30 protein-coding genes are annotated in these 25,433 nt (G+C 39.0%); 14 read left to right on the top strand and 16 right to left on the bottom strand.

The window, feature by feature from the left end; all coding sequences use genetic code 11:
* Window positions 1-70: 70 nt before the first annotated feature.
* Window positions 71-436 carry a winged helix-turn-helix transcriptional regulator gene (locus DSM106972_RS41645; protein WP_233787105.1) on the top strand — a complete coding sequence of 122 codons (366 nt, stop codon included), beginning with the start codon at window positions 71-73 and terminating at the stop codon, window positions 434-436.
* Between the two features lie 108 nt (window positions 437-544).
* Here DSM106972_RS41645 and DSM106972_RS41650 read toward each other — a convergent pair whose 3' ends face one another.
* The 7 genes from DSM106972_RS41650 to DSM106972_RS41675 all read right to left on the bottom strand — a co-directional run bounded on the left by DSM106972_RS41650 (window position 545) and on the right by DSM106972_RS41675 (window position 8,135).
* Window positions 545-2,044 (bottom strand): beta-barrel domain-containing protein, encoded by a 1,500-nt coding sequence (locus tag DSM106972_RS41650; protein ID WP_127086218.1) that lies wholly within the window; start codon window positions 2,042-2,044, stop codon window positions 545-547.
* An 8-nt stretch (window positions 2,045-2,052) separates the two neighbouring features.
* Complete coding sequence (locus tag DSM106972_RS41655) at window positions 2,053-5,013, bottom strand: peptidase domain-containing ABC transporter (RefSeq protein WP_233787106.1); 2,961 nt, start codon at window positions 5,011-5,013, stop codon at window positions 2,053-2,055.
* A 33-nt stretch (window positions 5,014-5,046) separates the two neighbouring features.
* Complete coding sequence (locus tag DSM106972_RS41660; RefSeq protein WP_127086219.1) at window positions 5,047-5,772, bottom strand: peptidylprolyl isomerase; 726 nt, start codon at window positions 5,770-5,772, stop codon at window positions 5,047-5,049.
* A 99-nt stretch (window positions 5,773-5,871) separates the two neighbouring features.
* Entirely contained in the window at window positions 5,872-6,480 is a 609-nt protein-coding gene (locus DSM106972_RS41665; RefSeq protein ID WP_127086220.1) for a calcium-binding protein, read from the bottom strand.
* Between the two features lie 353 nt (window positions 6,481-6,833).
* A complete protein-coding gene (locus DSM106972_RS54280; RefSeq protein WP_233787960.1) occupies window positions 6,834-7,001 on the bottom strand; it encodes a hypothetical protein in 168 nt (55 codons plus the stop codon).
* A gap of 83 nt (window positions 7,002-7,084) precedes the next feature.
* Complete coding sequence (locus tag DSM106972_RS54285; protein WP_148129271.1) at window positions 7,085-7,342, bottom strand: hypothetical protein; 258 nt, start codon at window positions 7,340-7,342, stop codon at window positions 7,085-7,087.
* A complete protein-coding gene (locus tag DSM106972_RS41675; RefSeq protein ID WP_127086222.1) occupies window positions 7,326-8,135 on the bottom strand; it encodes a class I SAM-dependent methyltransferase in 810 nt (269 codons plus the stop codon). The genes DSM106972_RS54285 and DSM106972_RS41675 overlap by 17 nt, the downstream gene beginning before the upstream one ends.
* A gap of 71 nt (window positions 8,136-8,206) precedes the next feature.
* On the opposite strand from DSM106972_RS41675, the gene DSM106972_RS41680 reads away from it, so the two are divergent.
* From DSM106972_RS41680 to DSM106972_RS41705, 6 genes are all read left to right on the top strand, one after another.
* Window positions 8,207-9,127: a DMT family transporter gene (locus DSM106972_RS41680; protein WP_127086223.1), complete on the top strand. Its 921-nt coding sequence runs from the start codon at window positions 8,207-8,209 to the stop codon at window positions 9,125-9,127.
* 143 nt (window positions 9,128-9,270) lie between these two features.
* Window positions 9,271-9,537, top strand: coding sequence for a hypothetical protein (locus DSM106972_RS41685; RefSeq protein ID WP_127086224.1), 267 nt, complete (start codon window positions 9,271-9,273; stop codon window positions 9,535-9,537).
* Window positions 9,534-9,902 (top strand): type II toxin-antitoxin system VapC family toxin, encoded by a 369-nt coding sequence (locus DSM106972_RS41690; protein ID WP_233787107.1) that lies wholly within the window; start codon window positions 9,534-9,536, stop codon window positions 9,900-9,902. The genes DSM106972_RS41685 and DSM106972_RS41690 overlap by 4 nt, the downstream gene beginning before the upstream one ends.
* Window positions 9,903-9,969: 67 nt before the next feature.
* The gene (locus tag DSM106972_RS41695; protein ID WP_127086225.1) at window positions 9,970-10,953 is read left to right on the top strand and encodes an ABC transporter ATP-binding protein; all 984 of its coding nucleotides are present in this window, start codon (window positions 9,970-9,972) and stop codon (window positions 10,951-10,953) included.
* 83 nt (window positions 10,954-11,036) lie between these two features.
* Window positions 11,037-11,855, top strand: coding sequence for an ABC transporter permease (locus DSM106972_RS41700; RefSeq protein WP_127086226.1), 819 nt, complete (start codon window positions 11,037-11,039; stop codon window positions 11,853-11,855).
* Between the two features lie 2 nt (window positions 11,856-11,857).
* Window positions 11,858-12,652 carry an ABC transporter permease gene (locus DSM106972_RS41705; protein ID WP_127086227.1) on the top strand — a complete coding sequence of 265 codons (795 nt, stop codon included), beginning with the start codon at window positions 11,858-11,860 and terminating at the stop codon, window positions 12,650-12,652.
* 128 nt (window positions 12,653-12,780) lie between these two features.
* On the opposite strand, the gene DSM106972_RS41710 is transcribed toward DSM106972_RS41705, so the two are convergent.
* From DSM106972_RS41710 to DSM106972_RS41715, 3 genes are read right to left on the bottom strand one after another with little or no spacing between them, the layout of a single operon-like run.
* A complete protein-coding gene (locus tag DSM106972_RS41710; protein ID WP_233787108.1) occupies window positions 12,781-13,140 on the bottom strand; it encodes a hypothetical protein in 360 nt (119 codons plus the stop codon).
* Window positions 13,137-13,259, bottom strand: coding sequence for a hypothetical protein (locus tag DSM106972_RS55170; RefSeq protein ID WP_267901217.1), 123 nt, complete (start codon window positions 13,257-13,259; stop codon window positions 13,137-13,139). Before DSM106972_RS55170 ends, DSM106972_RS41710 begins: the two co-directional genes overlap by 4 nt.
* Before the next feature lie 8 nt (window positions 13,260-13,267).
* Window positions 13,268-14,149, bottom strand: a complete 882-nt coding sequence (locus DSM106972_RS41715) for a phosphotransferase (RefSeq protein ID WP_127086228.1) — start codon at window positions 14,147-14,149, stop codon at window positions 13,268-13,270.
* 303 nt (window positions 14,150-14,452) lie between these two features.
* On the opposite strand from DSM106972_RS41715, the gene DSM106972_RS41720 reads away from it, so the two are divergent.
* Window positions 14,453-14,761, top strand: coding sequence for a hypothetical protein (locus DSM106972_RS41720; RefSeq protein WP_127086229.1), 309 nt, complete (start codon window positions 14,453-14,455; stop codon window positions 14,759-14,761).
* A gap of 302 nt (window positions 14,762-15,063) precedes the next feature.
* Here DSM106972_RS41720 and DSM106972_RS41725 read toward each other — a convergent pair whose 3' ends face one another.
* Window positions 15,064-15,282 carry a helix-turn-helix transcriptional regulator gene (locus tag DSM106972_RS41725; RefSeq protein ID WP_127086230.1) on the bottom strand — a complete coding sequence of 73 codons (219 nt, stop codon included), beginning with the start codon at window positions 15,280-15,282 and terminating at the stop codon, window positions 15,064-15,066.
* 231 nt (window positions 15,283-15,513) lie between these two features.
* Here DSM106972_RS41725 and DSM106972_RS41730 point away from each other — a divergent pair, with 231 nt between their 5' ends.
* Entirely contained in the window at window positions 15,514-15,828 is a 315-nt protein-coding gene (locus tag DSM106972_RS41730; protein WP_127086231.1) for a hypothetical protein, read from the top strand.
* A gap of 77 nt (window positions 15,829-15,905) precedes the next feature.
* Here DSM106972_RS41730 and map read toward each other — a convergent pair whose 3' ends face one another.
* The gene (map, locus tag DSM106972_RS41735; protein WP_127086232.1) at window positions 15,906-16,727 is read right to left on the bottom strand and encodes a type I methionyl aminopeptidase; all 822 of its coding nucleotides are present in this window, start codon (window positions 16,725-16,727) and stop codon (window positions 15,906-15,908) included.
* A 120-nt stretch (window positions 16,728-16,847) separates the two neighbouring features.
* Between map and DSM106972_RS41740 the strand changes: the two genes are divergently transcribed.
* From DSM106972_RS41740 to DSM106972_RS41750, 3 genes are all read left to right on the top strand, one after another.
* On the top strand, window positions 16,848-17,033 hold the full coding sequence (locus tag DSM106972_RS41740; RefSeq protein WP_073623540.1) for a ribbon-helix-helix domain-containing protein: 186 nt from the start codon (window positions 16,848-16,850) through the stop codon (window positions 17,031-17,033).
* A 2-nt stretch (window positions 17,034-17,035) separates the two neighbouring features.
* Complete coding sequence (locus DSM106972_RS41745; RefSeq protein WP_233787109.1) at window positions 17,036-17,392, top strand: YbaK/EbsC family protein; 357 nt, start codon at window positions 17,036-17,038, stop codon at window positions 17,390-17,392.
* 457 nt (window positions 17,393-17,849) lie between these two features.
* Complete coding sequence (locus DSM106972_RS41750) at window positions 17,850-21,587, top strand: substrate-binding domain-containing protein (protein ID WP_158632964.1); 3,738 nt, start codon at window positions 17,850-17,852, stop codon at window positions 21,585-21,587.
* Between the two features lie 103 nt (window positions 21,588-21,690).
* Here the strand turns inward: DSM106972_RS41750 and DSM106972_RS41755 are convergent, their stop codons facing one another.
* Both DSM106972_RS41755 and DSM106972_RS41760 read right to left on the bottom strand, forming a co-directional pair.
* A complete protein-coding gene (locus DSM106972_RS41755) occupies window positions 21,691-21,876 on the bottom strand; it encodes a hypothetical protein (RefSeq protein ID WP_127086234.1) in 186 nt (61 codons plus the stop codon).
* Window positions 21,873-22,073 carry a hypothetical protein gene (locus DSM106972_RS41760; protein ID WP_127086235.1) on the bottom strand — a complete coding sequence of 67 codons (201 nt, stop codon included), beginning with the start codon at window positions 22,071-22,073 and terminating at the stop codon, window positions 21,873-21,875. Before DSM106972_RS41760 ends, DSM106972_RS41755 begins: the two co-directional genes overlap by 4 nt.
* Window positions 22,074-22,246: 173 nt before the next feature.
* On the opposite strand from DSM106972_RS41760, the gene DSM106972_RS41765 reads away from it, so the two are divergent.
* Window positions 22,247-22,495, top strand: coding sequence for a plasmid partition protein ParG (locus tag DSM106972_RS41765; protein WP_127086236.1), 249 nt, complete (start codon window positions 22,247-22,249; stop codon window positions 22,493-22,495).
* A 184-nt stretch (window positions 22,496-22,679) separates the two neighbouring features.
* Here DSM106972_RS41765 and DSM106972_RS41770 read toward each other — a convergent pair whose 3' ends face one another.
* Window positions 22,680-23,729, bottom strand: a complete 1,050-nt coding sequence (locus DSM106972_RS41770) for a YheT family hydrolase (protein WP_170213645.1) — start codon at window positions 23,727-23,729, stop codon at window positions 22,680-22,682.
* A 153-nt stretch (window positions 23,730-23,882) separates the two neighbouring features.
* Between DSM106972_RS41770 and rpaA the strand changes: the two genes are divergently transcribed.
* On the top strand, window positions 23,883-24,626 hold the full coding sequence (gene rpaA, locus DSM106972_RS41775) for a two component system response regulator RpaA (protein WP_019491053.1): 744 nt from the start codon (window positions 23,883-23,885) through the stop codon (window positions 24,624-24,626).
* A gap of 37 nt (window positions 24,627-24,663) precedes the next feature.
* Here rpaA and DSM106972_RS41780 read toward each other — a convergent pair whose 3' ends face one another.
* Complete coding sequence (locus tag DSM106972_RS41780; RefSeq protein ID WP_127086237.1) at window positions 24,664-25,404, bottom strand: choice-of-anchor K domain-containing protein; 741 nt, start codon at window positions 25,402-25,404, stop codon at window positions 24,664-24,666.
* Window positions 25,405-25,433: the final 29 nt, after the last annotated feature.

The raw sequence follows: 25,433 nt of genomic DNA on the forward strand, positions 1-25,433 counted from the left end.
TCTTCGTCATCCTGAATTTTTGCTTTTTTCTTGGTTGTAATCTTTTGTACTTCAAATTGAAGTGCGGAATGTGGGTTTAAACGTTCTAGATAACCATCCTTTCTTACGACAAACGCTGGAATTGGTTGCCGATAAATGGGTTGTGGCAGTTTTGTACGTACTCTCAAATGGGACGAAACGCTACGGGGAATTACAACGCGAAATCGGTAATATTTCTCAGCGAATGCTAACGAAAAGCTTGCGAGATTTAGAACGCAATGGGTTGGTAAACAGAAAAGTGTATCCAGTGGTTCCACTAATAGTAGAGTATTCTTTAACGCCACTGGGAGAAAGCTTAAATGGGGTACTCAAATCATTATGTGATTGGTCAAATCAAAATTTTGATGAAGTAGAAGCGGCAAGAGATAAATATGATAAACAAACTCCATACAACTAACAATATGCTGCTATTCTTCTGGCGCCTATGGTCGCACGCATTAATTTTCTTACATGAAAAGCTTATTCATTAGTAGGGTGGGCACTGCCAGCCCTTTCAACATGTACATCAACGTACAAATTTTAAGCTTTCTGCTTTTTTAAAAATAAAATCTGTAAAAATACTTATCACGCTTCTTTTTCGTAATTTAATATTAGCGTTAATTGACATTCCTGACTGCAACATAACTTGGCGGTTATGAATTAATAAAGCTTGTCTATCTAAGCTAACTTTTGCAGGAAACCGCCAGTAAGGATATAGTTGGTCTGGAGGTAAAGCATCAGAACCTATCTCAATTAATTCGCCTTTAACATCACCATATTCTTGAAAGGGAAACGAATCTATTCTCACATCTACTTTTTTACCATTACGAATAAAACCAATATCTCGGTTGGTAATATAGACTTTGGCAATTAAGTTATCTTTTGGAACAATTTTTAAGATTGGTTCGCTAGAATTTGCAACAAACCCAGGAGATTTTGCTTTTAGCTCAAAAATTGAGCCTGATATTGGGGCAATAATTTTTTGATATTTTAAAGTTTCTTGAGTTTGAATTAGTTTACTATCTATCTCGCTAATTTGACTATTCAACTCATAGATACGTTTTTGATTCTCTAAAATTACTTTGGATACTTGAGTATCGATTTCAGCGATATTTTTCTCATTATTAGTAATTCGTAATAGCAAATCCTCTTGTGATGCTGCTACCGTACCGCGTAATTTTTGGTTCGTTCGAGTTAGTTCTAACTGGAGTTTTTGTTCTTCTTTAGTTAAGCGAGTAACTTCAGCCAGTTTTGTGCTAACGTCCTGCTGCTGTTTTAAATATTGAATTTGGGAAATTGCCCCAATTTTTGCCAAAGGTTTAAATCTATTTAAAATACCTTGATTGATTGTCAACAGTTCTTTTGCACTACTTAGCTGTGCTTGTATTTGTAAGAGTTCTTGTTTTACTTGTCCTGTTGTTAATTTAGCATCTTCTATCCGAGAAGATAAATCAATTTGTCGATTTTGTAGTCGTAATTTTTGTTCGGATGTTAAATTCACTAAATTTTCACCATTTAATTGACTGCGATATAATTCATTTTCGCTGACATAGGTAGCTCGACTTTTCATTAAAAAAGCTAATTCTGGTTTGATGGTGAACTGGGTATTGTTTTGAATTACACCTGACGAATAAGACGATTCTTGCAAGCTAATCCGATAAAAATTAGTTTCTTGTTGAAGAGCGTTTCTTTGTTGTAAAAGTGCGCGACGAGTTTGCTTGAGAGCAAGCAATTGTGCTTGAGAAGAGGTTTGCTCTAAACTAATTAGTATCTCACCTTTTTGAACAACTTTGCCTTCTTTTACATGAATTTCTTTAACCACACCACCAACAGGTGCTTGAACTTCTTGTACGGTGCTTTTCGGTTCTAGTTTACCAGCAGCGGGAACTGATTCCTCGATTTGAAAAACCGAAGCCCAGACAATTGTAAAAACTGTAATTCCAAATATACTCCAAGCAATTAATCGCGACCAAATAGGAGATTGTTCTAATAATATAGGTTTGTCAAATTTGGTTTGGATAGCCATAAATTATTTTAAAGTTGTGCGTCTTGCTGTTTATAAAGACAGTAGTAATAACCTTGCTGAGACATTAAATCATAGTGCGTACCTTGCTCGACAATTACACCAGCATCCATCATTAAAATCATGTCCGCGTTACGTATCGTTGTCAGACGATGAGTAATAAAAAATACTGTTTTATCTTTAAAAGCTTCGGCTAAATTGCGACAAACTTGGGCTTCTGCATTATAGTCTAATGCACTGGTTGCTTCATCTAATATCAAAATCTGTGGATTTTGTAGTACCGTTCGTGCGATTGCAACTCTCTGTCTCTGTCCACCAGATAAACTCGAACCACGTTCCCCGACTTTGGTATTGTAGCCTTGAGGTAAGTTCATAATAAAATCATGAGCAAATGCAACTTTTGCTGCTGCAATAATTTCATCATCACTGGCATCAGGATAGGCAAGAGCTATGTTATCGCGAATAGTACCCTCAAATAATAGGGTGTCTTGGAGAACCACACCAATTTGACTTCGTAAAGAATACAATTCCACCTTGCTAATGTCGTAACCATCTATAGAGATTTGTCCAGCTTGGGGTTCATAAAGTCGAGGTAGTAATTTCAATAAGGTACTCTTACCCGAGCCACTTTGTCCAACTATTCCAACGAAAGAACCTGGAGGTATTTTGAGGTTAATATTACATAATTGTAAAGTACCTCCATGTTTAAAGCCAAAGGAAAGATTATCGTAGCGAACATTACCTACAATCGTAGGCATTAATATATTTTGAGCATCACTTTGAGTTTCTTGAGGTGTATCTAAAATATCGCTGAGTCGCTGTAAAGACAATGCCGTTTCTTGAAAATTTTGCCATAGTTGAACTAAACGTAATAGGGGAGTCGTGACATATCCTCCCAAAATCCGAAAGGCAATTAATTGTCCTAAAGTTAATTGTTGTTTGAGTACCAAAAAAGCTCCAACCCACAAGACTAATAAATTTGAGAATTTATTTAAAAAACTACTGATAGAGCTTGCTGTAGTTTGTGTTGAGATAATTTTAAATCCAGCGCTAATATAGCGTGCATATTTCTCTTGCCATTTCCAACGCGCTCGCATTTCCAAGTTTTGCGCTTTGACTGTTTGCATACCTCCCATAATTTCCACAAGATAAGAATGGGTATCGCTATTACATTCAGCTTTATTATTTAACTGTCTGCGAATAATTGGTGATACCATCAAGTTAAGTAAAGCAAACAGCGGTACAGTAGCTAATGCAACAACTGTTAATATTGGACTGTACATCAACATCACTAAGATGTAAATGATAGAAAATATTGCATCCATTACAACAGTCAAAGCTGTACCTGTTAAAAAAGAGCGAATATTTTCTAGTTCGTGTACCCTAGTTGCTAATTCCCCTACCGGACGACGTTCAAAGTAAGATAATGGCAACCGCAGTAAATGATTAATAACCTCCGTACCTAGAGATAAATCGATTCGATTGGTAGTATCTACAAATAATTGCGTGCGGATTGCAGTTAATACAGCTTCAACAACCGCAACAACAAGCAAGAATATTCCAAATACTTCTAAACTATCGGGGCTATTTCCAACAATTACTTTATCAATAATTACTTGCGTTGCTAGAGGGTTGACTAGCCCAAATATTTGTACTACCATCGAAGCAATTAGAACTTCGATTAAAACTTTGCGATAGCGTTGGAGTGCGGGTATAAACCATCGCAAGCTAAAGTGAGATTGGGGAGTATTTTTGGTTGGTTGTAGTAGTAAAACAGTTCCTTCACTTCCCCAAGTATCGATAAAATCAAGAATTTTGCGACGTACTACACCGATTTCTGGAATTGCGATGACTAATTCATTTACATTACTTTTATAAATAATTGCAAAACTATCTTGATAAGCAATCATCACCGGAGGTTGGAGTTTACCTACCGCAGTTGCCGGAACCTTCACCATTTGAGTCGTTAAACCCATCAATTCCGCAACCGCAGCGCAAAATTGTAGCGAAAAACTGCCCATTTGCTTTGCGATAATTTTCTTTAACATATCCCGACGGAAAGGGATATTAAAAAACTTACTCAACATTTGGAAACAAGCTAAAGTAGCTTCTTCTTTACCTCTACCTTTTACATAAGGATAATTTTGGGGATTATTTTCATCCTCTAAAGGTTGCAATGCTGAGTGATTAACATCCGGTGCGTCAGGAACATTGGTTACATCTATAGATGTTGATGCTGATGAAGTAAATTTAGAAATCATATTTATCGCATCATGACGTACACCTAACAAGCGTAAATTTCCTCTAGTAGAAATTTTTGATGTTGTATCCCTACATTCAAAACGACTTGCAATCACAAATTCTTTCTGTGAGCTACTGCTAACTAACCATAAATATTCTGAATTTAATTTTTGAGCAGAAAATTTGTGTCCTGTTTTAATTTTTAGTTGATTATTTTCAATCAGATTTTGAGCTAGTTTTACTAAATCTGTTTCTGCATCTGCTTGCCTACTTAATTCCTCTCCTAATAAATCATACACTTCGATTAATGCAGCGGAACTATTTAGTTCATTAAACAAAACTGAATTCTGCTCAACTAAATTGTTAAAATATTGACTATCTATATTTAAACAAATAACTTCTGTGGAAGCAATGACTGTTTCGCAAGGTATCTCTCGCAGATAACTAACCCAACCAAACATTTCTCCCGAAGTAAGCAATTTTAGAGTGTTAGCTTTCTGATTGCGTGGGTCATAACCTAAAAGACGTGCTTGACCTTGATAAACAATGCTCACATATTCTGGCATGACCTCCCGATTTGATATTACCTGTCCAATGCGATAGCGTAATAACTCTACTTGCGTGGCTAATGTTATTAATACGTTTTTTGGCAGGCGATCAAAAGGTGAAATGCCAGCAAGAAACTCTAAGATACTATCAGCTTGTGTAGACATTATTATGCCGGAAGTCATTACTATAATCCTTTCACTAAATTAAAATTGCTTTTAATTGCTTTTATAAGTACTTCTAACTTGCTCATTAACCCACATATCGAATAATTCATCAAGCAATTTGCGTTGCATTATATCATCCAACCGTGCAGGTAAAAATTGTTCCAAGCGAACAATAACAAAATAACCTTCGATCTGATTAGGCGCCCAAAGTTGACCGGGTTTACTAGCGGTTAATATTCTTGCTAGATGTGGATGAGTTTGTGCCAATGTCACAGGACCTATTACACCATCAGTATAAGCCTCAAGACCTTCAGAAAATTCGCGCGCTAATTCAGCAAATGACTGTTCCGAACCTTGAAGTCTAAAATAAATTTCAAAAGCTAATCCACTGTCTTTTAAACGAATCAACGAATAAACTGCTCTGTCATAATTTGCTTTAACTTTAAAAAAATAAGAATCAACCTTATGGCTAAAATTTTCTTTTTTAAATTGATATATTTTCCAATTGCGAATCGCTAACTCTTCCATCTCCTCCAAACTCATACCATGATTTTGCAACCAAGCTTCTTTTGCTTCCACCGATGCAATATGATAACGTCGTTCAAACTCTTGAATTGCAAGCGCACATTCCGACTCTGTACAAGGAATATCAGCAATCGCTTGGTCGATTACAACACCACGCCAAACCTGTGGCATAATCTGATAGCGATTTAACAACTTCGGTAACTCTAGTGCATGAATAGTTGTCTCTCCGATTTGTATGGTGGGTGCATTCATAGTTTTTTCCTCAACAGCATTTTGGTACTATCAAACACGGCAACCTTAAAAATACGCAGATGTAGAGACCGGAAATTCACGGTCTCTACAAAGTTTACATTAAGCGATGTAAGTTAAAGATGCTGGGTCAACATTAATTCGTAGTACAAGTTCTGCACCACTAACCTCAAAAGTCTTGGCCTCAAAGTAATTTCCTTTGTCTTGGATGTCAGCAAAGTCAGCAACACCCGAAACTCCAAAGTCACTTAGGTCAATCTTGTCTATACCAACTTCATAATCAGCAATAGTCAAGGAATAGCCAACCCCATCTTTGTTGACAGCAACGAAAGTATCTGCTTGCTTATCTCTTGTAATAACAGTAGCGAAGGGGTCATTTTGTAAGTCAGTAAGCAACTGAGCATTATATTGGTTGGAACCTCCTCCCACCAAAATATCGTCTCCCCAGGCATATAAGATGTCTGAAGCAGAACCACCTACAAGAATGTCACTTCCCTTCTCAGGTTGGCTCGTTGCAGATGTTTCTCCATCACCAGACAATATATCAGCACCCGCACCACCAAAAAGAGAATCATCACCTTTACCACCTAAAAGAGTGTCAATGCCTCCAAGTCCTTCAAGAATGTCATTTCCATCTCTTCCACGAATTGTATCTGCAGTAGATGTTCCTCTTAAGCGATTGTCACTATCGTTACCAACTATTGTCGCCATATTAATTCTCCAGAAATAGGGGTTACACAACTAAGCGCTTAGTATTATTTAAAACTAGGCGTTATTGAGCGTCTGCTCAACATGAGTATTAATATATACTTTAATTTATGAGAAATATATGAAAATTTGATGAGACAATTCTCATTTTCTAACGGTAACACGGTGCCAGTCCTTTTACCTTTACTTTGTATTGCTCAATAAAGCTTTAATATGCTCTTATTAGCTTCAATTTACTTAACACATGCTTGGTGCTATTTGCACTGTTGTTTATTTGCGTTCACCAACCAAGTGTAACTATAGACTTATTTCTATGTTACTATTTTATCAAGAGATTGTACTTAAGAACTATTGAACTAAGAAAAAATGTAGGTGAAAGTTCTACCAGCTTCTTTCATGCTTGATATTATGTCCGGTTGATTACCCATAATTTCCGACAATGTAGAGACGCGTTCACGGAGTGTACCGAAGATAAATTTCGCGTCTCTATCAGTTAACCGAGCAGTATTGTTATCTGCCCACATATCCGCTGTTCTTTGTTCAGGCGTCTTTTAACTGAAAAGTCATGTGGGTTCGCCAACCCACACCTTTTACTCATTCTTGTGCTTTAATGAATTGTGTTTGAGTTGTTGAGGTGGGTTGAGAAAGATTTTCTGTGGATGTTGATGTTGGTGCCACTCCTACAAGTGCAGTTGTGGTGGTTGTTAAAAAACCTCAATTCAATCCACTGTGTATCGAATGCATCTTGCCCAGTTCCATAAATAAGGGCGCCGTATCTCACATCTTGCACCTTCTCAACAAGGGTAACAGTCTGCGGCAGTTGGCAGTGAGGAATGCCAGTTAGGATGTTACTTTTGTAAAACATAGCAAAAGTATTCAACATCTCGATTTTTGAGTGCTTTATAAATAGGACTTTCTTGACATCCAGCAAACCAACTTAATAGTTTTTGTAAATACTTGGGAGCATTTTGCTTAATTAATGTTAATTTTCTCCCGTTATCTAAATCCATTGCTTTAACAACATTATCCGTAATTAGCTCTGATTTTAAAATTTTAAAACCAGATGATTGTAACAAACCTTTTATATTATCAATTTCGTCTTTTGAACGAAAGTCAGCGAACAAAAAGTGACCATTGGGACGAAGAACTTTATAAACTCCAGAAAAGAAATTTTCAATCGAAGCATAGCAATGTGATGATTCAACGTTGACAACAGCATCAAATGAGGAGTCCGCAAACTCTAATGATTCTGCATCCCCTATACAAAAATTTAGCTGTGGAATAACATGATTTTTTTGACAAAATTTAATATTACGTTCAGAAAAATCAACTCCTGTCATTGTTTTGGGATGTAAGTAGCGTGCAATATATGAAGAACCACCACCACGTCCACATCCAACTTCCAGAACATCTAATCCATTTAGTGGAATAGCATTTGCAACATGATGATAAAGTTGAGCGCTATAAAGCTCTTCCTGTTCATAATCACTCAATAATAGCTTAATTTCCTGCTCTAAATTCACATACCCATAATTCATAAAAGTTATTTTATTGTTTGCCACATTTGATGCAAGTAGGTTGTACCATCTTTTCCAAATAAGTTTTTTCAAGGGAGAATCAACAAGGTAGAGTACGAATTGCTGAAATGGACTCTTCATAGTGTTTCGTATGTTTAGTAATATATTTATTCCACTTAAGCTAAAATTATACAGCAGCGCGATGGTAAAATATGGTTCAACGAATGAAGGTTGCTTTAGTATTAACTCTTGGTGTACTTGCTGTCTCTACTTCTGCTATATTTATCCGACTAGCATTTGAGTCTGCGTCCGTGTACAACGTCGGGTTTAGCTTGGTAATAGCTGCTTCTCGCTTGAGTCTTGCATCGCTAATTTTGCTGCTTACAAGTTTGACACCGCGTAAATCACAGGAATTACAGCAACAGGCAAATTTTAATTATACTGCTTTTTACTATGCAGTAGGCGCCGGGTTTTGTCTAGCTTTACATTTTGCGACTTGGATTACGTCATTAACTTATACTTCTATTACTGCTTCTACTACGTTAGTTACTACTAATCCTATTTGGGTAACATTTATAACTTGGCTGTGGTTGAAAGAAAAACCAACTTTCCTCACTTTATTAGGCATTGGCATTGCGCTTGCTGGGGGAATTACGATTAGTTTAAGTAGTTCAAGTATAGATACATCTAGTCAACCATTGTTAGGTAACTTTTTAGCTTTAGTCGCATCATGGGCAGCGAGTTTTTACCTACTACTAGGCAGAGAATCACAACGACGAGGATTAAGTATAAGTAAATATATCACAGTCGCTTATACAACTTCAGCTTTAGTACTTTTACCTGTACCCTTTTTTGTTGGCGCCAGCTATATTAATTATCCTAGCCTTGTGTATTTTTACATCGCATTAATGGCACTGATTCCGCAATTAATCGGACACACAAGCTTTAACTGGGCCACACGTGTTATGTCACCAATTATAGTAACACTTGTACTATTGTTTGAACCAATAGGCGCCAGTCTACTTGGATATCTAATATTTAAAGAAGTCCCTAAACCCTTAGAATTAGTAAGCGCAGTAGTTATACTTGTGGGTGTCGCATTAGCAATATTAGGAACTCGACGTATAACGTAAGTTGGCAACCTTAGCGCGGAAACCCAACAAATAAGACAAGAAGTATTAGTCGCACCAAGCGATTATTCTAAAATTAATACTAATAGCGTTCCAGATTTAGTACAGTTATAATAAATTTAAAGAAGCAACAGTACGGCAAAGTTATGCTACAGACTTTTAGAGCAACCTTAAGGGGCGACTCGTTGGAATGGGGAGAAGAAGTGCGGGGCAATTTGAGAGACGATAGCCCGGTGCAAGTGTTAGTCACAATTTTGGAAGAAGAGCCAAGTCTTAAGACAAAGGGGCGTGGGCAAAGGATGGCAGCAGCCTTGGAGAAGCTAGCGCAAGCACAAGCTTTTGCAGGAATTGACCCAGTAGTTTGGCTTTCTGAAGTGCGGCAAGATCGGGAACTTCCAGGTCGGAATGAATGATGCTTTTAGACAGTAATATTATTATTTATGCCGCTCAAACTGAGAATGCTTGGTTACGTGAGTTTATTAGCGAACACGAGCCTGCAGTTTCATCTTTAAGCTACGTAGAAACATTGGGTTACCATCGCCTGACCGATATAGAAAAACAGTTTCTTGAAGAATTTTTCTCAGTATCGCTGGTTATCCCTATTTCCCAACCCGTCCTGAACCAAGCAGTCGTGCTGCGCCAGATACGACGTATGAGCTTAGGGGATGCCATAATTGCGGGGACTGCATTGATGCATAATTTAAAGCTAGTAACGCGAAACATTAAAGACTTTCAATGGATTGAAGGCTTACAATTGTTGAATCCTTTTGAGCAATAAACTCGGCGTGTAATATATATATGTAGGTTGGGTGTAGCGAGCGCGGAACCCAACAAAAATTAACTTTATGTCTCACATTTTGGTCGAAGACCTCAAAAAAAGCTTCTTCGTATCTGAGCGCACCTCTGGAGTTTTTGGTTCAATACGAGGGTTGGTGCAACGTCAAACTAGGGAAGTTTATGCATTGAAGGGTGTTTCCTTTTCGCTTGAGCAAGGGGAACTTGTTGGTTACATTGGTCCAAATGGCGCCGGAAAATCAACTACAATTAAAATTCTCAGTGGTATTTTAGTACCTACCAGTGGAAAATGTAGAATTGGCGGTCGAACTCCTTGGAAAGATAGAATTAAACATGTTGGTCGTATTGGAGTTGTGTTTGGGCAGCGAACGCAGTTATGGTGGGACTTGCCAGTAATAGAGTCTTTCGATTTGCTTCGAGATATTTACCGCGTTCCAGATGTAGAATATAAAAAGACGCGCGATGAAATGATAGATTTGTTAGCGCTTGAAAGTTTTCTTAATACTCCGGTAAGACAATTAAGTCTTGGTCAAAGGATGCGGTGTGACTTTGCCGCAGCAATGCTTCACAAACCTGATATTCTTTTTCTTGATGAACCCACTATTGGACTTGATGCAGTTTCAAAGCTTGCTGTGAGAAAATTTATCAAAACTCTTAATAAAGCGCATCAAGTAACTACCATCCTCACCACCCACGACATGGATGATATCGAAGCACTATGCGAACGGGTAATTATTATAGGTGGAGGTGAAATTCTTTGTGATGGTTCCTTAGCAAAACTTCGTTCTCAAGTTTCCTCACGTCGTTATTTAAAAATACATCTAGCAAACGATGATTTCTTCTTTCAGGAACAAGGAGTTAGCATTATCTCAAAAGAAGGTCGCACTGTAACACTTGCCTTCGACCCATTAAAAATATCTGCTGCATCTCTAATTGCTCATGTTACCTCAAAGCACGAAGTAGAAGACCTTTTTGTCGAAAATCCACCAATAGAAGAAATAGTTGCAGAACTATACGCAAATGGAGAATCTTAAGAAACCGGGTTTCTACGCGAAATCTTGTTTGCATTACAATCTATCAATAAGAAACCCGGTTTCTGTTTTAAACGAGGGATGGGATGAACGCTTACTGGTCACTGTTTATTGCTAGGTTTGCACTCCTACTTCAATACCGCACAGCTGCTCTAGCAGGAGTAGCAACTCAGTTTTTTTGGGGTTTTGTAAAAGTCATGGTCTTAGAAGCATTCTTTACACATGCAACTTCTGCTCAACCGATAACTCTTCGTGAAACTATAGGATACATATGGTTAGGACAAGCATTTTTATTTGCAGTAGTTCCTTGGGGTGGTGATAAAGACATTCAAGAGTTAATACGTACTGGCGCCGTAGGATACGACTTACTTCGACCCACAGACCTTTACAATTTCTGGCTAACTCGCGCACTGGCACTTCGCACGGCGCCTATTATTCTCCGTGCTGTTCCTCTACTATGTATAACAGCATTTGTATTTCCCCTTGTTGGAATTGGGCAGTGGTCGCTTACATTCTCACCATCGTTTGCTTCTTTCATTGCTTTTGTAATCTCTTTTATTGGCGCCATTCTTCTTTCATCTGCATTAACAATGCTTTTCACAGTATCAATGATGTGGACAATTTCCGGCGATGGAGTTAATAATTTCCTTCCCCCTCTTATTATTGTTTTTTCTGGGATGATTATTCCTCTGCCACTTTTCCCTGAATGGCTAAAACCTTTACTCAATGCACTTCCCTTTTCTGGACTAGTTGATAAACCTTTTCGTCTTTTTACTGGTAATCTTCCATTTAATTCGCTACCTAGTGTATTGCTACATCAAGCTTTTTGGATTTTTGTTTTTATTTTGCTTGGGCGCCTTTTGGTCAACCGTGGTGTAAAAAAGCTGGTAATTCAAGGGGGATGACTATGAATAATTTTTATCTATACGGACGATATATTTCTATATCATTTAAATCACAACTGCAGTACAAAGCGTCTTTCTTACTTCAACTTGTTGGACATCTACTAATAACTGTAATAGATTTCTTTGGCATTTGGGCACTTTTTGCTCGTTTTAATAGTATTGGAACATGGCAATTACCCGAAGTTGCTTTATTTTACGGAGTAATTAACATATCTTTTGCCACTGCCGATGCTTTAGGACGAGGGTTTGACTCAATGTGGCGATTTATAAAAAATGGTGATTTTGACCGTTTGCTGCTTCGTCCTCGCAGCACTGTACTTCAACTTTTAGGTACAGAATTTACTTTGAAGCGAATTGGTCGATTTTTCCAAGGATTTGTCGTTATGGTATGGTCGCTTACAACTCTTAATGTCAAATTAAATTTACAAATAATATGGCTTTTAGGCGCCTCATTTATTGGCTCAGTTGCATTGTTTCTAGGTATTGTAATTATACAGGCAACACTAACATTTTGGACTATTGAGTCTCTGGAAATTATGAACGTTCTTACTTATGGAGGTGTGGAAACGGCTCAATATCCTCTAGGAATTTATAACAAATGGTTTCAGCAGTTCTTTACTTTTGTGATACCCCTTGGTTGTGTGAGCTATTTTCCTTTAGTTGCAGTGCTAGGAAAAGATATATTAGTACCTTTATGGTTTTGTTACCTTTCTCCAATGGCTGGTATTGTATTTCTACTCGTTGCGCTAAAGTTGTGGAAAATAGGGGAAAAATACTATTGTTCTACTGGTAGTTAGTGAATTATTACGTGCAAATATATCTAAATCAACTACGATACCTTTGTTAGTAAAATCTGATACTACACCTTCAAAATCTTTAAACGCTCCGCGAATTAGTTTTATGACACTTCCAATTTGAATCTCACTCATAAACAGCAAAACTCCTCAATTATCTGAGCTTTAACTTCTTCGAGTGGAAAATTATCAGGATAAGTTGAAAACATTAACATTATGCCTTGAAGCGTCGAGGAAAAATAAAGTGAACGCTTTCGTGGGTTTTTTACACCAAGCTTCTTAAACATTTCTGTCTGAACTTCAAATTGGCGAGCTTGTTCATCCATTAACATTTTACTGTATTTGGCAACAACGGGGTCAAGTTTTGGTTGAGTGAACAGGTTAAGGTAAAATCTAAACACTTCAGGCTGGCGCCGCACATCTTCGAGGGCGCCAAGAGCAATATACTTTATTTGTTCGGCTGGAGTCTCGTTTGCTGCGGCTGTATTCATAACAACCAATATATTGTTGAGTGGTAGCCTTTTTCGATGAACATATTCATTGTTGCCTTCAGAATTTGCTCGGTAGTCGCGCGTCGAATGCGTTCATTTTCTGTTTGTGTGCGTGGCATGTTTGTAGTTAATTTTTTTTCATTCTATTTTTCAATTCATTAAGTAGGGTATTGGCAGATTCAACCCAGTCAGAAAACTCTGGCAGCATAGCATATACCCAGACGATTGCATGAAGTTTCCGCACCTGACTATATATTTCCACTATCTCAGGGTCAGGGGCATTTCCATAAGCTACCCTCCCCTTTTCGTTAAGATTCATCCAATCCCAGGCAATAGGCCCCATGCAGGTGTCTTCAAAATCGTTCCATACCCACCCTTTTGCAGTAGGAATTAAATTTAAAGCGTGAGCATCTCCGTGTAGTGGCTGTAGCAATGCAGTTGGATTTGATAACTGAGGTTGCAGATGATTGTAAGTTTCTTGTAAAAGTGTTAAGTCACTTTGAGATATAATACTGCCAATCTGCTCAAGCCGAAGAAGTCCACGTGGAATATCGTTTAATGGCGCCACTAAAAGCGGTAAATCATCGGGATATTTACGTAGAGCAGTGTGCAATTCAGCAAGCATTCCTCCAACCATTGCAGCATCTGGCACAATATTAGCGATAGGTTGAACGTAATGCCAAAAGGTCATTGTCACTCCATCACAATAATACGGCTTGGCTGGTAAAAGGTCACTGGGTGCAACCACTGGGGCGCCGACCGAAGCTAGAAATTGGGCGACTTTAATTTCACGTGTCAGCCATGAGTCTATTGGCGAACGCAGTATAGGAGAAATTGTACTAACTCGTGCAACAATTGGCGCAGGTCGCAGATGCACTCGCACCGAATACGCCGAAGCAAGTACATCAGGGTCATCAACATCAATACCGTGGCTAGAGGCAACACTTATTGATGCTGCCACCGCGCGAGCCGTTAGTATAGATTGGTCTAGTTTTGCAGAAAATGACATAATAAGAATACAGACAAAAATATTTACTTAAATAACTCATCATAATTAATCATATAAACCAGTGGCAACTCCACAGTCAATAAAATCATCTGTAGAGGCGTAACATGTTACGTCTCTACATGTACATCAAATATTTATCAATTTAATTTAATAACTTATTTTTCAACTTACTTCATCACGTTTACGTGCTAATTATAGTAATACACTCACCCGACCGGGTGAATTAAATAGTATATCTCTCTAAAGGTTGATTAATAAAATTATAATTTTTTGGAACGTATTATTAAATAGGAGGTATAAATAATGAAAATTGTTCGTGTACTTGCAATTGCAGGATTTTCATCGTTGCTAGCTCAATCTAATGCTATTGCTCAAACGGCGCCGAATATAGGTAATCTTACTCCTTCTCAAATTCAGCGAATTACACCAGGTCTTTACCCTTTCAGTTCTAGAGAATTTTTTCGGGAGGGTCAGCAGCAACTTGAGCAGGAAGTGCGATTTTTGCAACAGCAACGTTTACGCCGTTCTATAAGAGATATTAAAGTTGATAATATTGATGTTCAGCGAGACTTACAAAAGCTAGAAGAAATCAAAAATCATGTCAATAGCTAGCTAGCAGTTATTCTTTATTCAAAATTAAATGCGGGTAGAGACTGAGTATATCCAGTCTCTACATTTATATGTTTTTACAAATCCTGAACAGTTTGTTATATAAATTATGAATTATGGAAAGATTTAGGGGAATTTTCCTTTGTTTTAGGGCGCCATTACGATATTAATAATTATATTTTCTGATTTTTAGTAATACATGTAAACTAAACAAATGTGCGAACTAGGAATTATCAGACAGAAACAGTCTGGTTTTTTAGAATGTATTACTTGTAACGGTGTGGGTTGAGTACTAGCTAGCTAGTCTACACGAGCGCTAACTTTTGTGACTCATCCACAGCCACTTTAAACTCCTCAAAGCTGCACTTGTACAAGCTTAAGAGTTTTTCCGTTTGGTAGACACTAAGAGTTGGAATAGTTCTGCCTTTTTCCCAGTTGCGAACAGTTGACTCACCAACTCCTACAACACTAGCAACGTCTACTGTTCTAAGCTTGTGCCTTTCTCTTAGCTGTTTAAGATTCATATTTACCGCTAATGTATTGACGAATATGCTGAACGGTTTTAACATAAAGAACAATGAACGTTGCTGACTCTCGGCGAAAAGAAACACAACGTTCAGCGTCAACCTGTTAAAAGGCTAGTTACATTATGGCTTAATTCACGGTTGATTCTCAAGTTAACGTACCATGCCTTTTAAAGGTACTGGAGTTTAGGTTAAGTCAATCTTAGTTATCTTGTAAGTAAGGTGAGAAAAATGAGCCAATCACAGCCAGATAGATTAGACCGGATAGAAGCAACTTTGGAAAGGGTGTCGCAGCAGCTTGATAACCAAGTTGTTGTAAATGCTGAATTAAGACAAAGAACTACGGATATTGCTAATGCAGTAAGCTCTCTTATTAGCACAGCAAACCAACATCAAGAAAACTTTATGGTAATTGTTTCTGAGATTAGAAACATGCGGCAGGATATAGTAGAACTTCGTCAAGACACACGCAGTATACAATCTCAAGTTCTTGAGCTACAAAACGAAAACCGACGTATTCTTAACCGTTTGGATTCGCAACAGTAGATAAATCGTCATTTCAGACCATGTAGAGACGCGATTCAATCGCGTCTCTACCAACCATTTTGATTATTATTAAATATCTAAGGAAGGGTTAAAATTTCTACTCCATCTTCTGTGACAGCTACTGTATGCTCCCACTGTGCGGAGAGTTTTCTATCTTTGGTAATTACTGTCCAACGGTCGGGTAGAAATTTAATATCACATTTTCCTTGATTGAGCATTGGTTCAATTGTAAATACCATTCCCGGACGTAGTTTTAGACCTGTACCTCGTCTGCCAAAGTGGGGAATTTGTGGTTCTGTATGAAATTTTCTACCTATACCGTGTCCTACCATTTCTCGTACTACTGAGTATCCATTTGCTTCGGCATATTCTTGAATTGCGGCGCCTATATCTCCTACTCTGGCGCCGGGTTTTACTTCTGATATACCCAGCATCATTGACTCTCTTGTAACTTCCACCAGTTTCCGTGCGGTTGGTGATGGGTTGCCTACTAAAAATGTTCTTGATGTATCACCGTGATAGCCATCTAAAATTAGTGTTACATCTATATTAATAATGTCCCCATCTTTTAATATATGTTTTGCGCTAGGAATTCCGTGACAAATTACTTCATTTACACTCGTGCAAATTGAACCTGGAAAAGGAGGATGTCCTGGAGGTGCATATCCAAGTGGTGCGCTCTTGGCGCCGTTTTCTTGTGTCCAGCGCTCTGCTTCGTCATTTAATTCCTTTGTACTAACGCCTGGTTGCACCATTGGTTCTAGGTGGTTAAGTAAATTTGCTGCTAGCTTGCCTACGCGGCGCATTTTTTCTAATTCTCTAGCAGATAGTAATACTAATCCTTGATGGCTTTGAGTTTGCTGTGTGCCAATCGTTGATAGTACATTTTGATTATTCATAAAATTACATTTATTCTTATGATACTATTCTAAGCTAGCACAGCATGGCACAGCATAACACAAGCTGGCACGTAAGTTGTATACTTGAGAAAACAATATATTAAACTATAAATCTATAACATGGGCGGAAAAACAGATTTAGAGCGAGTGGTAGCCTATGTACCTCCAGAATTGAAAAAAGAGTTAGAGGAATGGGCAAAAGTTGAGGAACGCTCGGTTTCTTGGCTAGTCGCGAAATTAATTGATAAAGCATTGCAAGAACGATGTAGTCAAAAGAACTCATCAAAAGTTGTGAATATTCATTAGATATGAAGACCAACGCAGTACGTGTTCTCGATGGTATGAATATACCTTACGAGTTGCGAGAATACGAAGTTGATATCGAAGATTTATCTGCGGAAACTGCTGCTCAAAAAATCGGATTACCACCCGAACAGGTATTTAAAACTTTAGTGGTAAGAGGTGACCGTACAGGAATCATTTTAGCTGTTATTTCGGGTAATACTCAGCTTGACCTCAAAGCACTGGCGCCTCTCTCACTTAACCGAAAAGTGGAAACAGTTTCCCTCAAGGAAGTGCAGCCTTTGACAGGGTATATTAGAGGTGGTGTAACAGCGTTGGCTTGTAAAAAAGATTATCCAGTATTCGTTTCTGGAGTTAATTGAAATTTTTGATATTATTTCTGTTTCGGCTGGAAAACGTGGTTTACAAATTTTGCTGGCGCCTGCCGATTATTTACAAGCTGTGAAAGGAATTGTTGGCGCCATCTCCCAAGAAAAATCGTAGGCATTGACACAGCTTAATGGTTATATGTATATATATGTATACATAAAAATAAAATCGAAATTTTTATTTAATTTTATTAATAATATTGGGTATATGTGCTTGAAAACCTTGACAAAGCTAGATTTATTCAATAAGTAAAAAAAGATAAACACAACATTTATATCTCTTTAAAAAGAGGTAAAGTTAAGACGAAGTATCGGCTGGCATAAGTATCTACTGGAACTTAAGAGCAAGATAATAACGATGTATAATTAGCGCGTCTCATTCTGAGCGCACATGTCAGAGCGCGATTATAACTGCCCTGCTTTCTATAACCTTTACCATGATAAGCGGCATATGTGGCAAAAACAAAAAAAGTATAGTCCTATAGTCTGTTTAACTTTGTTGCTGGCACTCGCCGGAACCCCGATAGCGGCAACTTTGTTTGTGTCTCAATTCGCGGTAGCTCAAACCGAAGAAACCAAAGAACCTGAGTTCCCTTTACCCACAAGTATTGCCAACAATACTGTAGTCAGGGTAGATGGTTCAAGTAGCATGGCTCGAATTAACGAAAGCCTTAAGCAAAGTTTTGAACAGAAGTTTTCAGGCGCCAAGGTCGAACTTGCAACGTCGGGAACCGATGCAGCGCTAAAATCTGTAATTGATGGCAAAACCGATTTAGCAGCTATTGGTCGTGGATTAACCCCCGCAGAAGAAGCACAAGGTTTAGAGCAAAAACGCTTACGACGCGAGAAAATAGCAATTGTTGTTGGTGAAAATAATCCTTTCAAAGGCAACATTACCAATCAACAGTTTGCGAGAATGTTCCGGGGAGAAATTACCGACTGGTCGCAAGTTGGTGGCAGCAAGGGAAAAATTCGATTTATCGACCGTCCCACATCAAGCGATACTCGTGAAGCACTTCGCAACTATCCTGCATTTAAAGCTGCAAAATTCGCTACAGGTGCAAATGCCACCCAACTCAGTGCCGATGATACCGCAGAGTTGGTCAAGCAATTAGGGAATGATGGAATTGGTTATGTAATTGCCAATCAAGTCTCGAAGGTTCCTGGTTTACGTGTACTTAGGTTACACCAAACTTTACCTGATGACCCAAGATATCCATTCTCACAACCTTTAGTTTACGCATACCAAAAAAATCCCAGCCCTGGTGTCGCTGGTTTTCTTGGTTTTGCTGGTGCCGAACCTGGCACACAAGCTATAGAAGCAGCAAGAACCGCAGAAGCTGCGGCTGTAGCACAAAGTGTAGCATCTGGAGTAACTGCAACAACCGCAACACCAAATGCGACTGTAACTCCTTTAGTCGAAGCTACAACCCAAGCAAATACAGAAACAGCAACTACCGATGCAACGGGTGCAGCTTTACAAGGAAGTGGCACAACTTCGACTTCGAGTGACCCAGCTAGTGTAGCTTCAGGTAATAATCTACAAGCAACTACTGGAAATAACCAAACTGGTAGTTTTCCTTGGTGGTTACTGCTTCCAATTGCTGCACTTGGTGCTGGTATTTTATGGTGGTTGTTAGGCAAAGGCAATAAACGCTCTGAGGCACTCGAAGGAGCTTCTACATTACCAATAACAGGCGCCCTAGACAATAGCGTTAACTTACCACAACCTACTAACTCGTTTGCAAAACAGCCAACTAATTTAGTTGATAGTACAAATAATACAGCAACTAATTTAGCAGCTGGCGCCGCATTAGGTGGTGTCGCATTAGCAAGTGCTGGAGCAACGGGTATTGGATTATGGCCTCGCTTGGCAAATGGTAATGTTGAAGAACCTTCAGAAAATATTGATGTTCATCAAACCCAAGCAAATGGCAATAGTGAAGTTTCTGTAGATAGAGAACCTGCCGCAGTTGTGATGCAAACACATTCAGAATCTAACCTACCACAAGTCGATTTAGAGTCAACAGCATCAGTCGAGGCGCCATTAAGAGAAGCTGTTATTGATGTTGAACTTCCTAACGCTGATAGAGAATTAACTCAGGGTAACTCAAATTGGTTAGATAATTTAAACGCAGCAGGTAGTGCCGTAGCAGTAGGTGAACCTGTAGAAACAACAAATGTTGTAAGTACAGAACCTGAATTAACTGTATTAAATGTAGACTTATCAAGTTTACCGCAAAACGAACAGCCATTGCCTGATGTATGGGAAGATACAGAGGAAGAACCTACACAAACTGGTTCAAATTGGCTTGACAATATTTCGCAAGCAGGTGCTGGTGCCCTTGCGGGAGGCGCCGTAGCAGGAGGTGCAGCAGCCGCAGGCGCCGGATTGTGGTCACAATTTGCAAACCGTGAACAGCATAATAATGATAATCAAGAGTCAGAAACTGACTTGATGTTGGCACAAACAACAGAAATACCACCAACTCAACCTGTAGAAACCACTTTACAAATAGATTCTTCAGAACCAGAGGTATTAGAAAGTACTGTAGATACTTCTGAAATAATTGAGACTATATCTATAGAACCAACTGCCACATCGATACAAACTCCTGAAATTATCCAAGAAGAACCTGACGTATCACAAAACGATTCCCAGGAAACACAACAAACTGGCTCAAATTGGTTAGACAGTATTCGGGACGCATCGCAAAATACTATCGCTGGTGGTGCAGCATTGGCTAGTGGTGCAGTTTTATCAGGCGCCGGATTGTGGTCGAGATTTGCTAACGGTAATAATAATAATGAACCTGCCGACCAAACAAACGAAATAGTAGTTGATAGTGACGAACAAGATTTAGTACCACCAGTTAATGTTGATGTTCCAGAAGTACCTCAACCAATATTAGAACAACCAAGTGTGACTGAACCCTCGATAGAAGTTGAAGATGTAGCAACACCTGAAAGTAGTTCAAGCTGGCTTGAAAATATTGCAGCTACAAACGCAGCAGTTGATAATAACAACGAACCTGCCGACCAAACAAACGAAATAGTAGTTGATAGCGACGAACAAAATTTCGTACCATTAATCGATGTTGATGTTCCTGAAATACCTCAACCAACATTGGAACAACCAAGTGTGACTGAACCCTCAATAGAAGTTGAAGATGTAGCAACACCTGAAAGTGGTTCTTTTGAACCAAGCAATGAAGCAGAATTCAACGTAGCTGAGGTAGTTGATACTGATAATGCAAGCAATGACACACAACAATTTGATACCACCATTACTGGTGTGACAGATACTACAGATACTATAGATAGTACAGATAGTACAGATAGTACAGATAACAGTGATGTAATTTTGACGGGTGATATTGATAATCGTCAATGGTGGGCGCCTAGCGACAGCGATGCAGAAACAACTCAAGCTGAAACTGTGGAAGTAGAAAATACTCAACCATCCTCGATACCAGAATTCAATATTAATCCAGGTGTTGTAGCTGGTGGTGCAGCAATTGCTGGAGTTGGCGCAGCTATCGCAGGCTATAATCACGGCAACAAAACAGACGTAAACGTAGTATCTCAACCACCTGTTGCTGATACAACTCCTACAGCACCAATCAACTTACCAAGTACAACGAGTCAAATAACCTTTACCGCACGTACACCAAAATGGGCATATGTAGCTTGGAACATAGAGGAACAAGACAGACAACTTAAAAACCAAGGAGGCGCCGCGCAACTAGCATTAAGGTTGTACGATACTACAGATACCGATTTAAGTTATCAAGCACCTCAACTAGTACAGCAATACGAATGTGAGGAAACAATTGATGACCGCTTCGTAGCAATACCAGGTAGTGACCGTGACTACATGGCAGAAATTGGCTACCTGACTTCAGACAATCAGTGGTTGTCAATTGCAAAGTCACATATAGTGCGCGTATTTAGTCGTCCTCATCAAGAATTTTGGTTTGAAGCTGATGCTGAATTAATTATTCACGGTGCAACCGAACCAGGTTCATCAGTAACAATAGGTGGTCAATCTGTCAAACTTAAGCCCGATGGAACTTTCCACCTGCGTATACCTTTCACCGAAGAATTAATCGACTATGTAATGACTGCAGTCGCTAAAAACGGTGAAAAAGCGAAAACCATCCACATGCATTTTGAACAAAACAAGTAAAAACACGCATTCCGGTAGAGACGCGATTTATCGCGTCTCTACATTCATGTTAAATACAAAGGTGGAATTACCCACCTTTTTTATTGTTTTTCGCCGCTTATCACTACTGGTTTCGCAGTAACTCAGCTATTAAAACCTGGCAATGCTTGCTAGCTTCATAAGCTTGTCGCATTAACAAACGACTTTGCTGCCGATCTTGCCCTCGAATCTCAACTGCTTGACGACTATAATCAGCCATTTGCTTACCAAGCTCTTGAATCCGAGCTTCTAGCTGTTCCGCTGTTTTCATCTTTCCTCCATCTCGATTAAGATAACGTCAATTGATTCAATCTCTTCATATATTTTGCCCGCTCTGGCTTCTAATAGACTAGCGTCTATATAATCCCTATTATCTAAGGCTTTTTGCGCCTCGTTATAAAGAAATGATGCTAAGTCCTGCAATCGGTCGTAAGCCTCTTGTAATGCTGCAACAGTAGTTGGTTTCACAAGCCTCCTGCTTTTGCGTATGGGGTGGTCATGGCTATTAAAGTCGGAATTTTTCTTAACTATCCTATAAATATAAAGACATTATCGCGATAAAATCAAGACTTAATCAAGATAATTGTCACGACAACTCAGAATCGCTATGCTGTGGATAGGAGTAATTGAGCCAAAGCCTTATGGAATCTGGAAAAAAATCAAAAAGAACGTTTCTACAGTTCTTGATAGAACCTGAGAAAAAGCAAAAGTTTGTTGCCAAGCTCGAAAAAAACGGCACGACAATCACTGATGTTCTTATGCAATTTGTCGATAGCTATATTGATGAATCTGAGAAAATTGATAATACTGAGATACTTCGGCGCCTAGAAGCTGTCGAAAAGTTTGTAGGAATGGAAAAGTCTAGACTGGTGGGGGAATTGAGAGCCTAAGAGAAGAGAACGATTCTCTTAGGCAGGTTCATAGTCAACTCTCAGAATTGTTAGGCAAGTAAACATCTGCTCACAAACAGGCAGGTTAGGTATTTAAAAGATATCTGTATTGTAGGATAATTTAATGATAAAATCCTACATAAAGCAAAGCTTTCCTATATAAGAAATTAGGAGGTATTACTTTTTACTCATTACCCTCAATCCATTGTAGAACTCGATTCCACGCCCACCAACGGTCAGGGTCTCCTGCTTGCTCCTGACCTTTTTTGCTGTTGAAGTAAAAAACATGACCACCATGACGGGTGAGTAATAAATCAATTACTGGATTTTGCGCGCAGGCAATTTTCAAATTTTCTACTAATGTTGGGTCGAAAAATGGGTCATCTTCGGCATAAATAATTAATGTTGGTTTACGAAGGTCAGGTAGTACGTGTAAACCACTAGTTGCATCGTAGTATGCTTCGACTGAAGGAAAACCCAGTTTCTCAATGACTAACTCGTTATCAAATGCCCAAATACTATCAATTCTTTTTATGGCTTCTTCATCTATAGCTGCTGGATGCAATTTGTGCAGTTCCTGAGCTAACTCTTTCAACCGCATCGTTATACCTTTTTCTATGTATCTCCCTGTAGGATGTTTTATTAAATAATTCAATGAGCGGTTTGAGTCTAAGGACGGACAAACTGCTACTACACCCCCGATATCTGAATCCCTGATGCAATTCGTATTTTCACCCAATATTTCCGGCGCCACTTTCCCACCCCACAGCGCAAGTTGTCCTCCTAGCGAAAATCCAACAAACCAAAACTTGCTAGGACATCCTAAACCTGCTGCTTGCTCTGCTATCCTGACAAAATCCTCACCCTCGTATAACCCGTCTGAAGTTAAAGTCGGCGATAATTCCATTGACTTACCATGCGCGCGCCAATCAAATATAACGACTGCATAAGAACATGCGTATGCCTTACGAGCTAAAATTTGTAGATAATTTTGGTTTTCAAGTCTCCCTGTTATTCCATAAGTAGCCACTATAGTGCCGCGCGGTTTAGGAGGAATTGCGTATAAACCAAACAAAGGTACGCCTTGGGCGCCTGTAAAGATATGTTGCTGGAAAGGGGGTTCAGCATCTACAACGAAATTTTCCCAGTTCGGCATTATCGATACGCCGACGTATAGACTCATAAGGAAACCGTTGTGTAAAAACCATGACGGATTATATGCAGGATAACGCATGATATACAAGATTTTTAATTTTAGCCAAGATTTACAAATATTTCATCTTAATCTTTATGTAAGATTTAAAAACTTTTTTATAATCAATACAGCAATCTTTGCACCACTCAAAGATTCTTATTTATCCTTAATAACAAGTAATAAGACTACCTAATGCCAAGGATTCTTGTCATCGATGACGACCCCGCAATTTCAGAACTCGTTGCCGTCAATTTAGAAATGGCTGGCTACGATGTCAGTCAAGCTGAAGACGGCATTAAGGGTCAAGCTTTAGCTCTCCAGCTACAGCCGGATTTAATTATGCTCGACTTGATGCTGCCGAGAGTCGATGGTTTTACTGTTTGTCAGCGGTTGCGTCGGGATGAACGTACTTCTGAAATTCCGGTACTAATGCTCACAGCTTTAAGCCAAACCCAAGATAAAGTCGAGGGGTTCAACGCTGGCGCCGATGACTATCTGACTAAACCGTTTGAAGTCGAGGAAATGCTGGCACGAGTTCGAGCGCTGCTGCGACGTACTGACCGCATACCTCAAGCCGCAAAACACAGCGAAATTCTTAATTATGGACCTTTGACCCTAGTCCCGGAACGCTTCGAGGCGATTTGGTTTGGTGAAACAGTTAAACTTACTCATCTAGAGTTTGAGTTGCTCCATTGCTTACTACAACGCCACGGTCAAACTGTTTCTCCTAGCGAAATTCTTCGGGAGGTTTGGGGTTACGACCCTGATGATGATATCGAAACGATTCGTGTCCATATCCGTCACTTACGAACTAAACTTGAGCCAGACCCCCGTCATCCCCGTTACATCAAAACGGTTTACGGTGCGGGTTATTGTTTAGAAATGCCTAGCACTGCTCCAGCAGGTGAGAACGTATCCGCAACAGGAGTAGAATAAAATACAAGCGTAAATCTACTGATAATGAAGATGACGCTCAAGTACGGTTTTTACGAGCGAGCATGTAAACTCCTAGTGATGACAAAGCAATAATTATTCCCGGTTCGGGTACTTTTTCGGCAGGTGGAACGTAAGTTATCCTGCCGTAAATTTCTGCTGTTGTCGTGGCGCCTTCAACTACACGGAATTCAGGTACACTCGTCAAACCCCCATTTTGACTAAATCCAGTCAAATCTAAAGTATAACTGGCGCCGTCATATTTGAAACTGCGGCTAGCAAATGATGGTCTAATAAACACATAATCCGCATTATCGATACTATCTATAGGCTTATTAGGGTCATTAAGTACATTCATTAAATTAAAGTCAAAGTTAAAGCTCTCTTTAAGTACAATTGCACTCTCGAACGCAACTTGTAATTTTAAAGGAACTTTCTCAACACTTGTATCTAAAGGCACCGTACCATTGAAATAAGTTAAGTCGCCTATTTTAAATAAAGAATTAAAATTACTGTTAAACTTCGTACCTTGAAAAGTTAGACTGTTGGCTTTAGTACCAAACCTGGAATCATTCTTGAGTGCCAACCCCCAAGTGAACTCGCTAGTACCAACACCTGTATAGTGTGCGTCAGAATTAGTGCCTGGGTTGGGTTTTCCCCATAAACCGCTAGAATTACCAGAAAATACAACAGCTTTTGCTTGACTACAGATACCAAATGCGGCAATGGTAGAAATTGCAACCACAGACAAAGCGTTATTAATAAGCGAACTTAGTTTCATTGTTAGGAACGCATTAATTGCAATCTAAG

The organism is Dulcicalothrix desertica PCC 7102 (genome assembly GCF_003991905.1).
Classification (GTDB): Bacteria; Cyanobacteriota; Cyanobacteriia; order Cyanobacteriales; family Nostocaceae; genus Dulcicalothrix; species Dulcicalothrix desertica.

Coding starts and splice junctions, on each gene's coding strand:
- DSM106972_RS41675 (WP_127086222.1), bottom strand. CDS start 8,135: ATGAAGAGTCCATTTCAGCAATTCGTACTCTACCTTGTTGATTCTCCC.
- DSM106972_RS54280 (WP_233787960.1), bottom strand. CDS start 7,001: ATGTGGGCAGATAACAATACTGCTCGGTTAACTGATAGAGACGCGAAA.
- DSM106972_RS41730 (WP_127086231.1), top strand. CDS start 15,514: ATGAGCCAATCACAGCCAGATAGATTAGACCGGATAGAAGCAACTTTG.
- rpaA (WP_019491053.1), top strand. CDS start 23,883: ATGCCAAGGATTCTTGTCATCGATGACGACCCCGCAATTTCAGAACTC.
- DSM106972_RS41685 (WP_127086224.1), top strand. CDS start 9,271: ATGCTACAGACTTTTAGAGCAACCTTAAGGGGCGACTCGTTGGAATGG.
- DSM106972_RS41725 (WP_127086230.1), bottom strand. CDS start 15,282: ATGAATCTTAAACAGCTAAGAGAAAGGCACAAGCTTAGAACAGTAGAC.
- DSM106972_RS41690 (WP_233787107.1), top strand. CDS start 9,534: ATGATGCTTTTAGACAGTAATATTATTATTTATGCCGCTCAAACTGAG.
- DSM106972_RS54285 (WP_148129271.1), bottom strand. CDS start 7,342: ATGTTTTACAAAAGTAACATCCTAACTGGCATTCCTCACTGCCAACTG.
- DSM106972_RS41695 (WP_127086225.1), top strand. CDS start 9,970: ATGTCTCACATTTTGGTCGAAGACCTCAAAAAAAGCTTCTTCGTATCT.
- DSM106972_RS41750 (WP_158632964.1), top strand. CDS start 17,850: ATGTGGCAAAAACAAAAAAAGTATAGTCCTATAGTCTGTTTAACTTTG.
- DSM106972_RS41650 (WP_127086218.1), bottom strand. CDS start 2,044: ATGGCTATCCAAACCAAATTTGACAAACCTATATTATTAGAACAATCT.
- DSM106972_RS41665 (WP_127086220.1), bottom strand. CDS start 6,480: ATGGCGACAATAGTTGGTAACGATAGTGACAATCGCTTAAGAGGAACA.
- map (WP_127086232.1), bottom strand. CDS start 16,727: ATGAATAATCAAAATGTACTATCAACGATTGGCACACAGCAAACTCAA.
- DSM106972_RS41660 (WP_127086219.1), bottom strand. CDS start 5,772: ATGAATGCACCCACCATACAAATCGGAGAGACAACTATTCATGCACTA.
- DSM106972_RS41740 (WP_073623540.1), top strand. CDS start 16,848: ATGGGCGGAAAAACAGATTTAGAGCGAGTGGTAGCCTATGTACCTCCA.
- DSM106972_RS41765 (WP_127086236.1), top strand. CDS start 22,247: ATGGAATCTGGAAAAAAATCAAAAAGAACGTTTCTACAGTTCTTGATA.
- DSM106972_RS41770 (WP_170213645.1), bottom strand. CDS start 23,729: ATGCGTTATCCTGCATATAATCCGTCATGGTTTTTACACAACGGTTTC.
- DSM106972_RS41655 (WP_233787106.1), bottom strand. CDS start 5,013: ATGACTTCCGGCATAATAATGTCTACACAAGCTGATAGTATCTTAGAG.
- DSM106972_RS41745 (WP_233787109.1), top strand. CDS start 17,036: ATGAAGACCAACGCAGTACGTGTTCTCGATGGTATGAATATACCTTAC.
- DSM106972_RS41715 (WP_127086228.1), bottom strand. CDS start 14,149: ATGTCATTTTCTGCAAAACTAGACCAATCTATACTAACGGCTCGCGCG.
- DSM106972_RS41710 (WP_233787108.1), bottom strand. CDS start 13,140: ATGAATACAGCCGCAGCAAACGAGACTCCAGCCGAACAAATAAAGTAT.
- DSM106972_RS41755 (WP_127086234.1), bottom strand. CDS start 21,876: ATGAAAACAGCGGAACAGCTAGAAGCTCGGATTCAAGAGCTTGGTAAG.
- DSM106972_RS41700 (WP_127086226.1), top strand. CDS start 11,037: ATGAACGCTTACTGGTCACTGTTTATTGCTAGGTTTGCACTCCTACTT.
- DSM106972_RS41780 (WP_127086237.1), bottom strand. CDS start 25,404: ATGAAACTAAGTTCGCTTATTAATAACGCTTTGTCTGTGGTTGCAATT.
- DSM106972_RS55170 (WP_267901217.1), bottom strand. CDS start 13,259: ATGCCACGCACACAAACAGAAAATGAACGCATTCGACGCGCGACTACC.
- DSM106972_RS41680 (WP_127086223.1), top strand. CDS start 8,207: ATGGTTCAACGAATGAAGGTTGCTTTAGTATTAACTCTTGGTGTACTT.
- DSM106972_RS41720 (WP_127086229.1), top strand. CDS start 14,453: ATGAAAATTGTTCGTGTACTTGCAATTGCAGGATTTTCATCGTTGCTA.
- DSM106972_RS41705 (WP_127086227.1), top strand. CDS start 11,858: ATGAATAATTTTTATCTATACGGACGATATATTTCTATATCATTTAAA.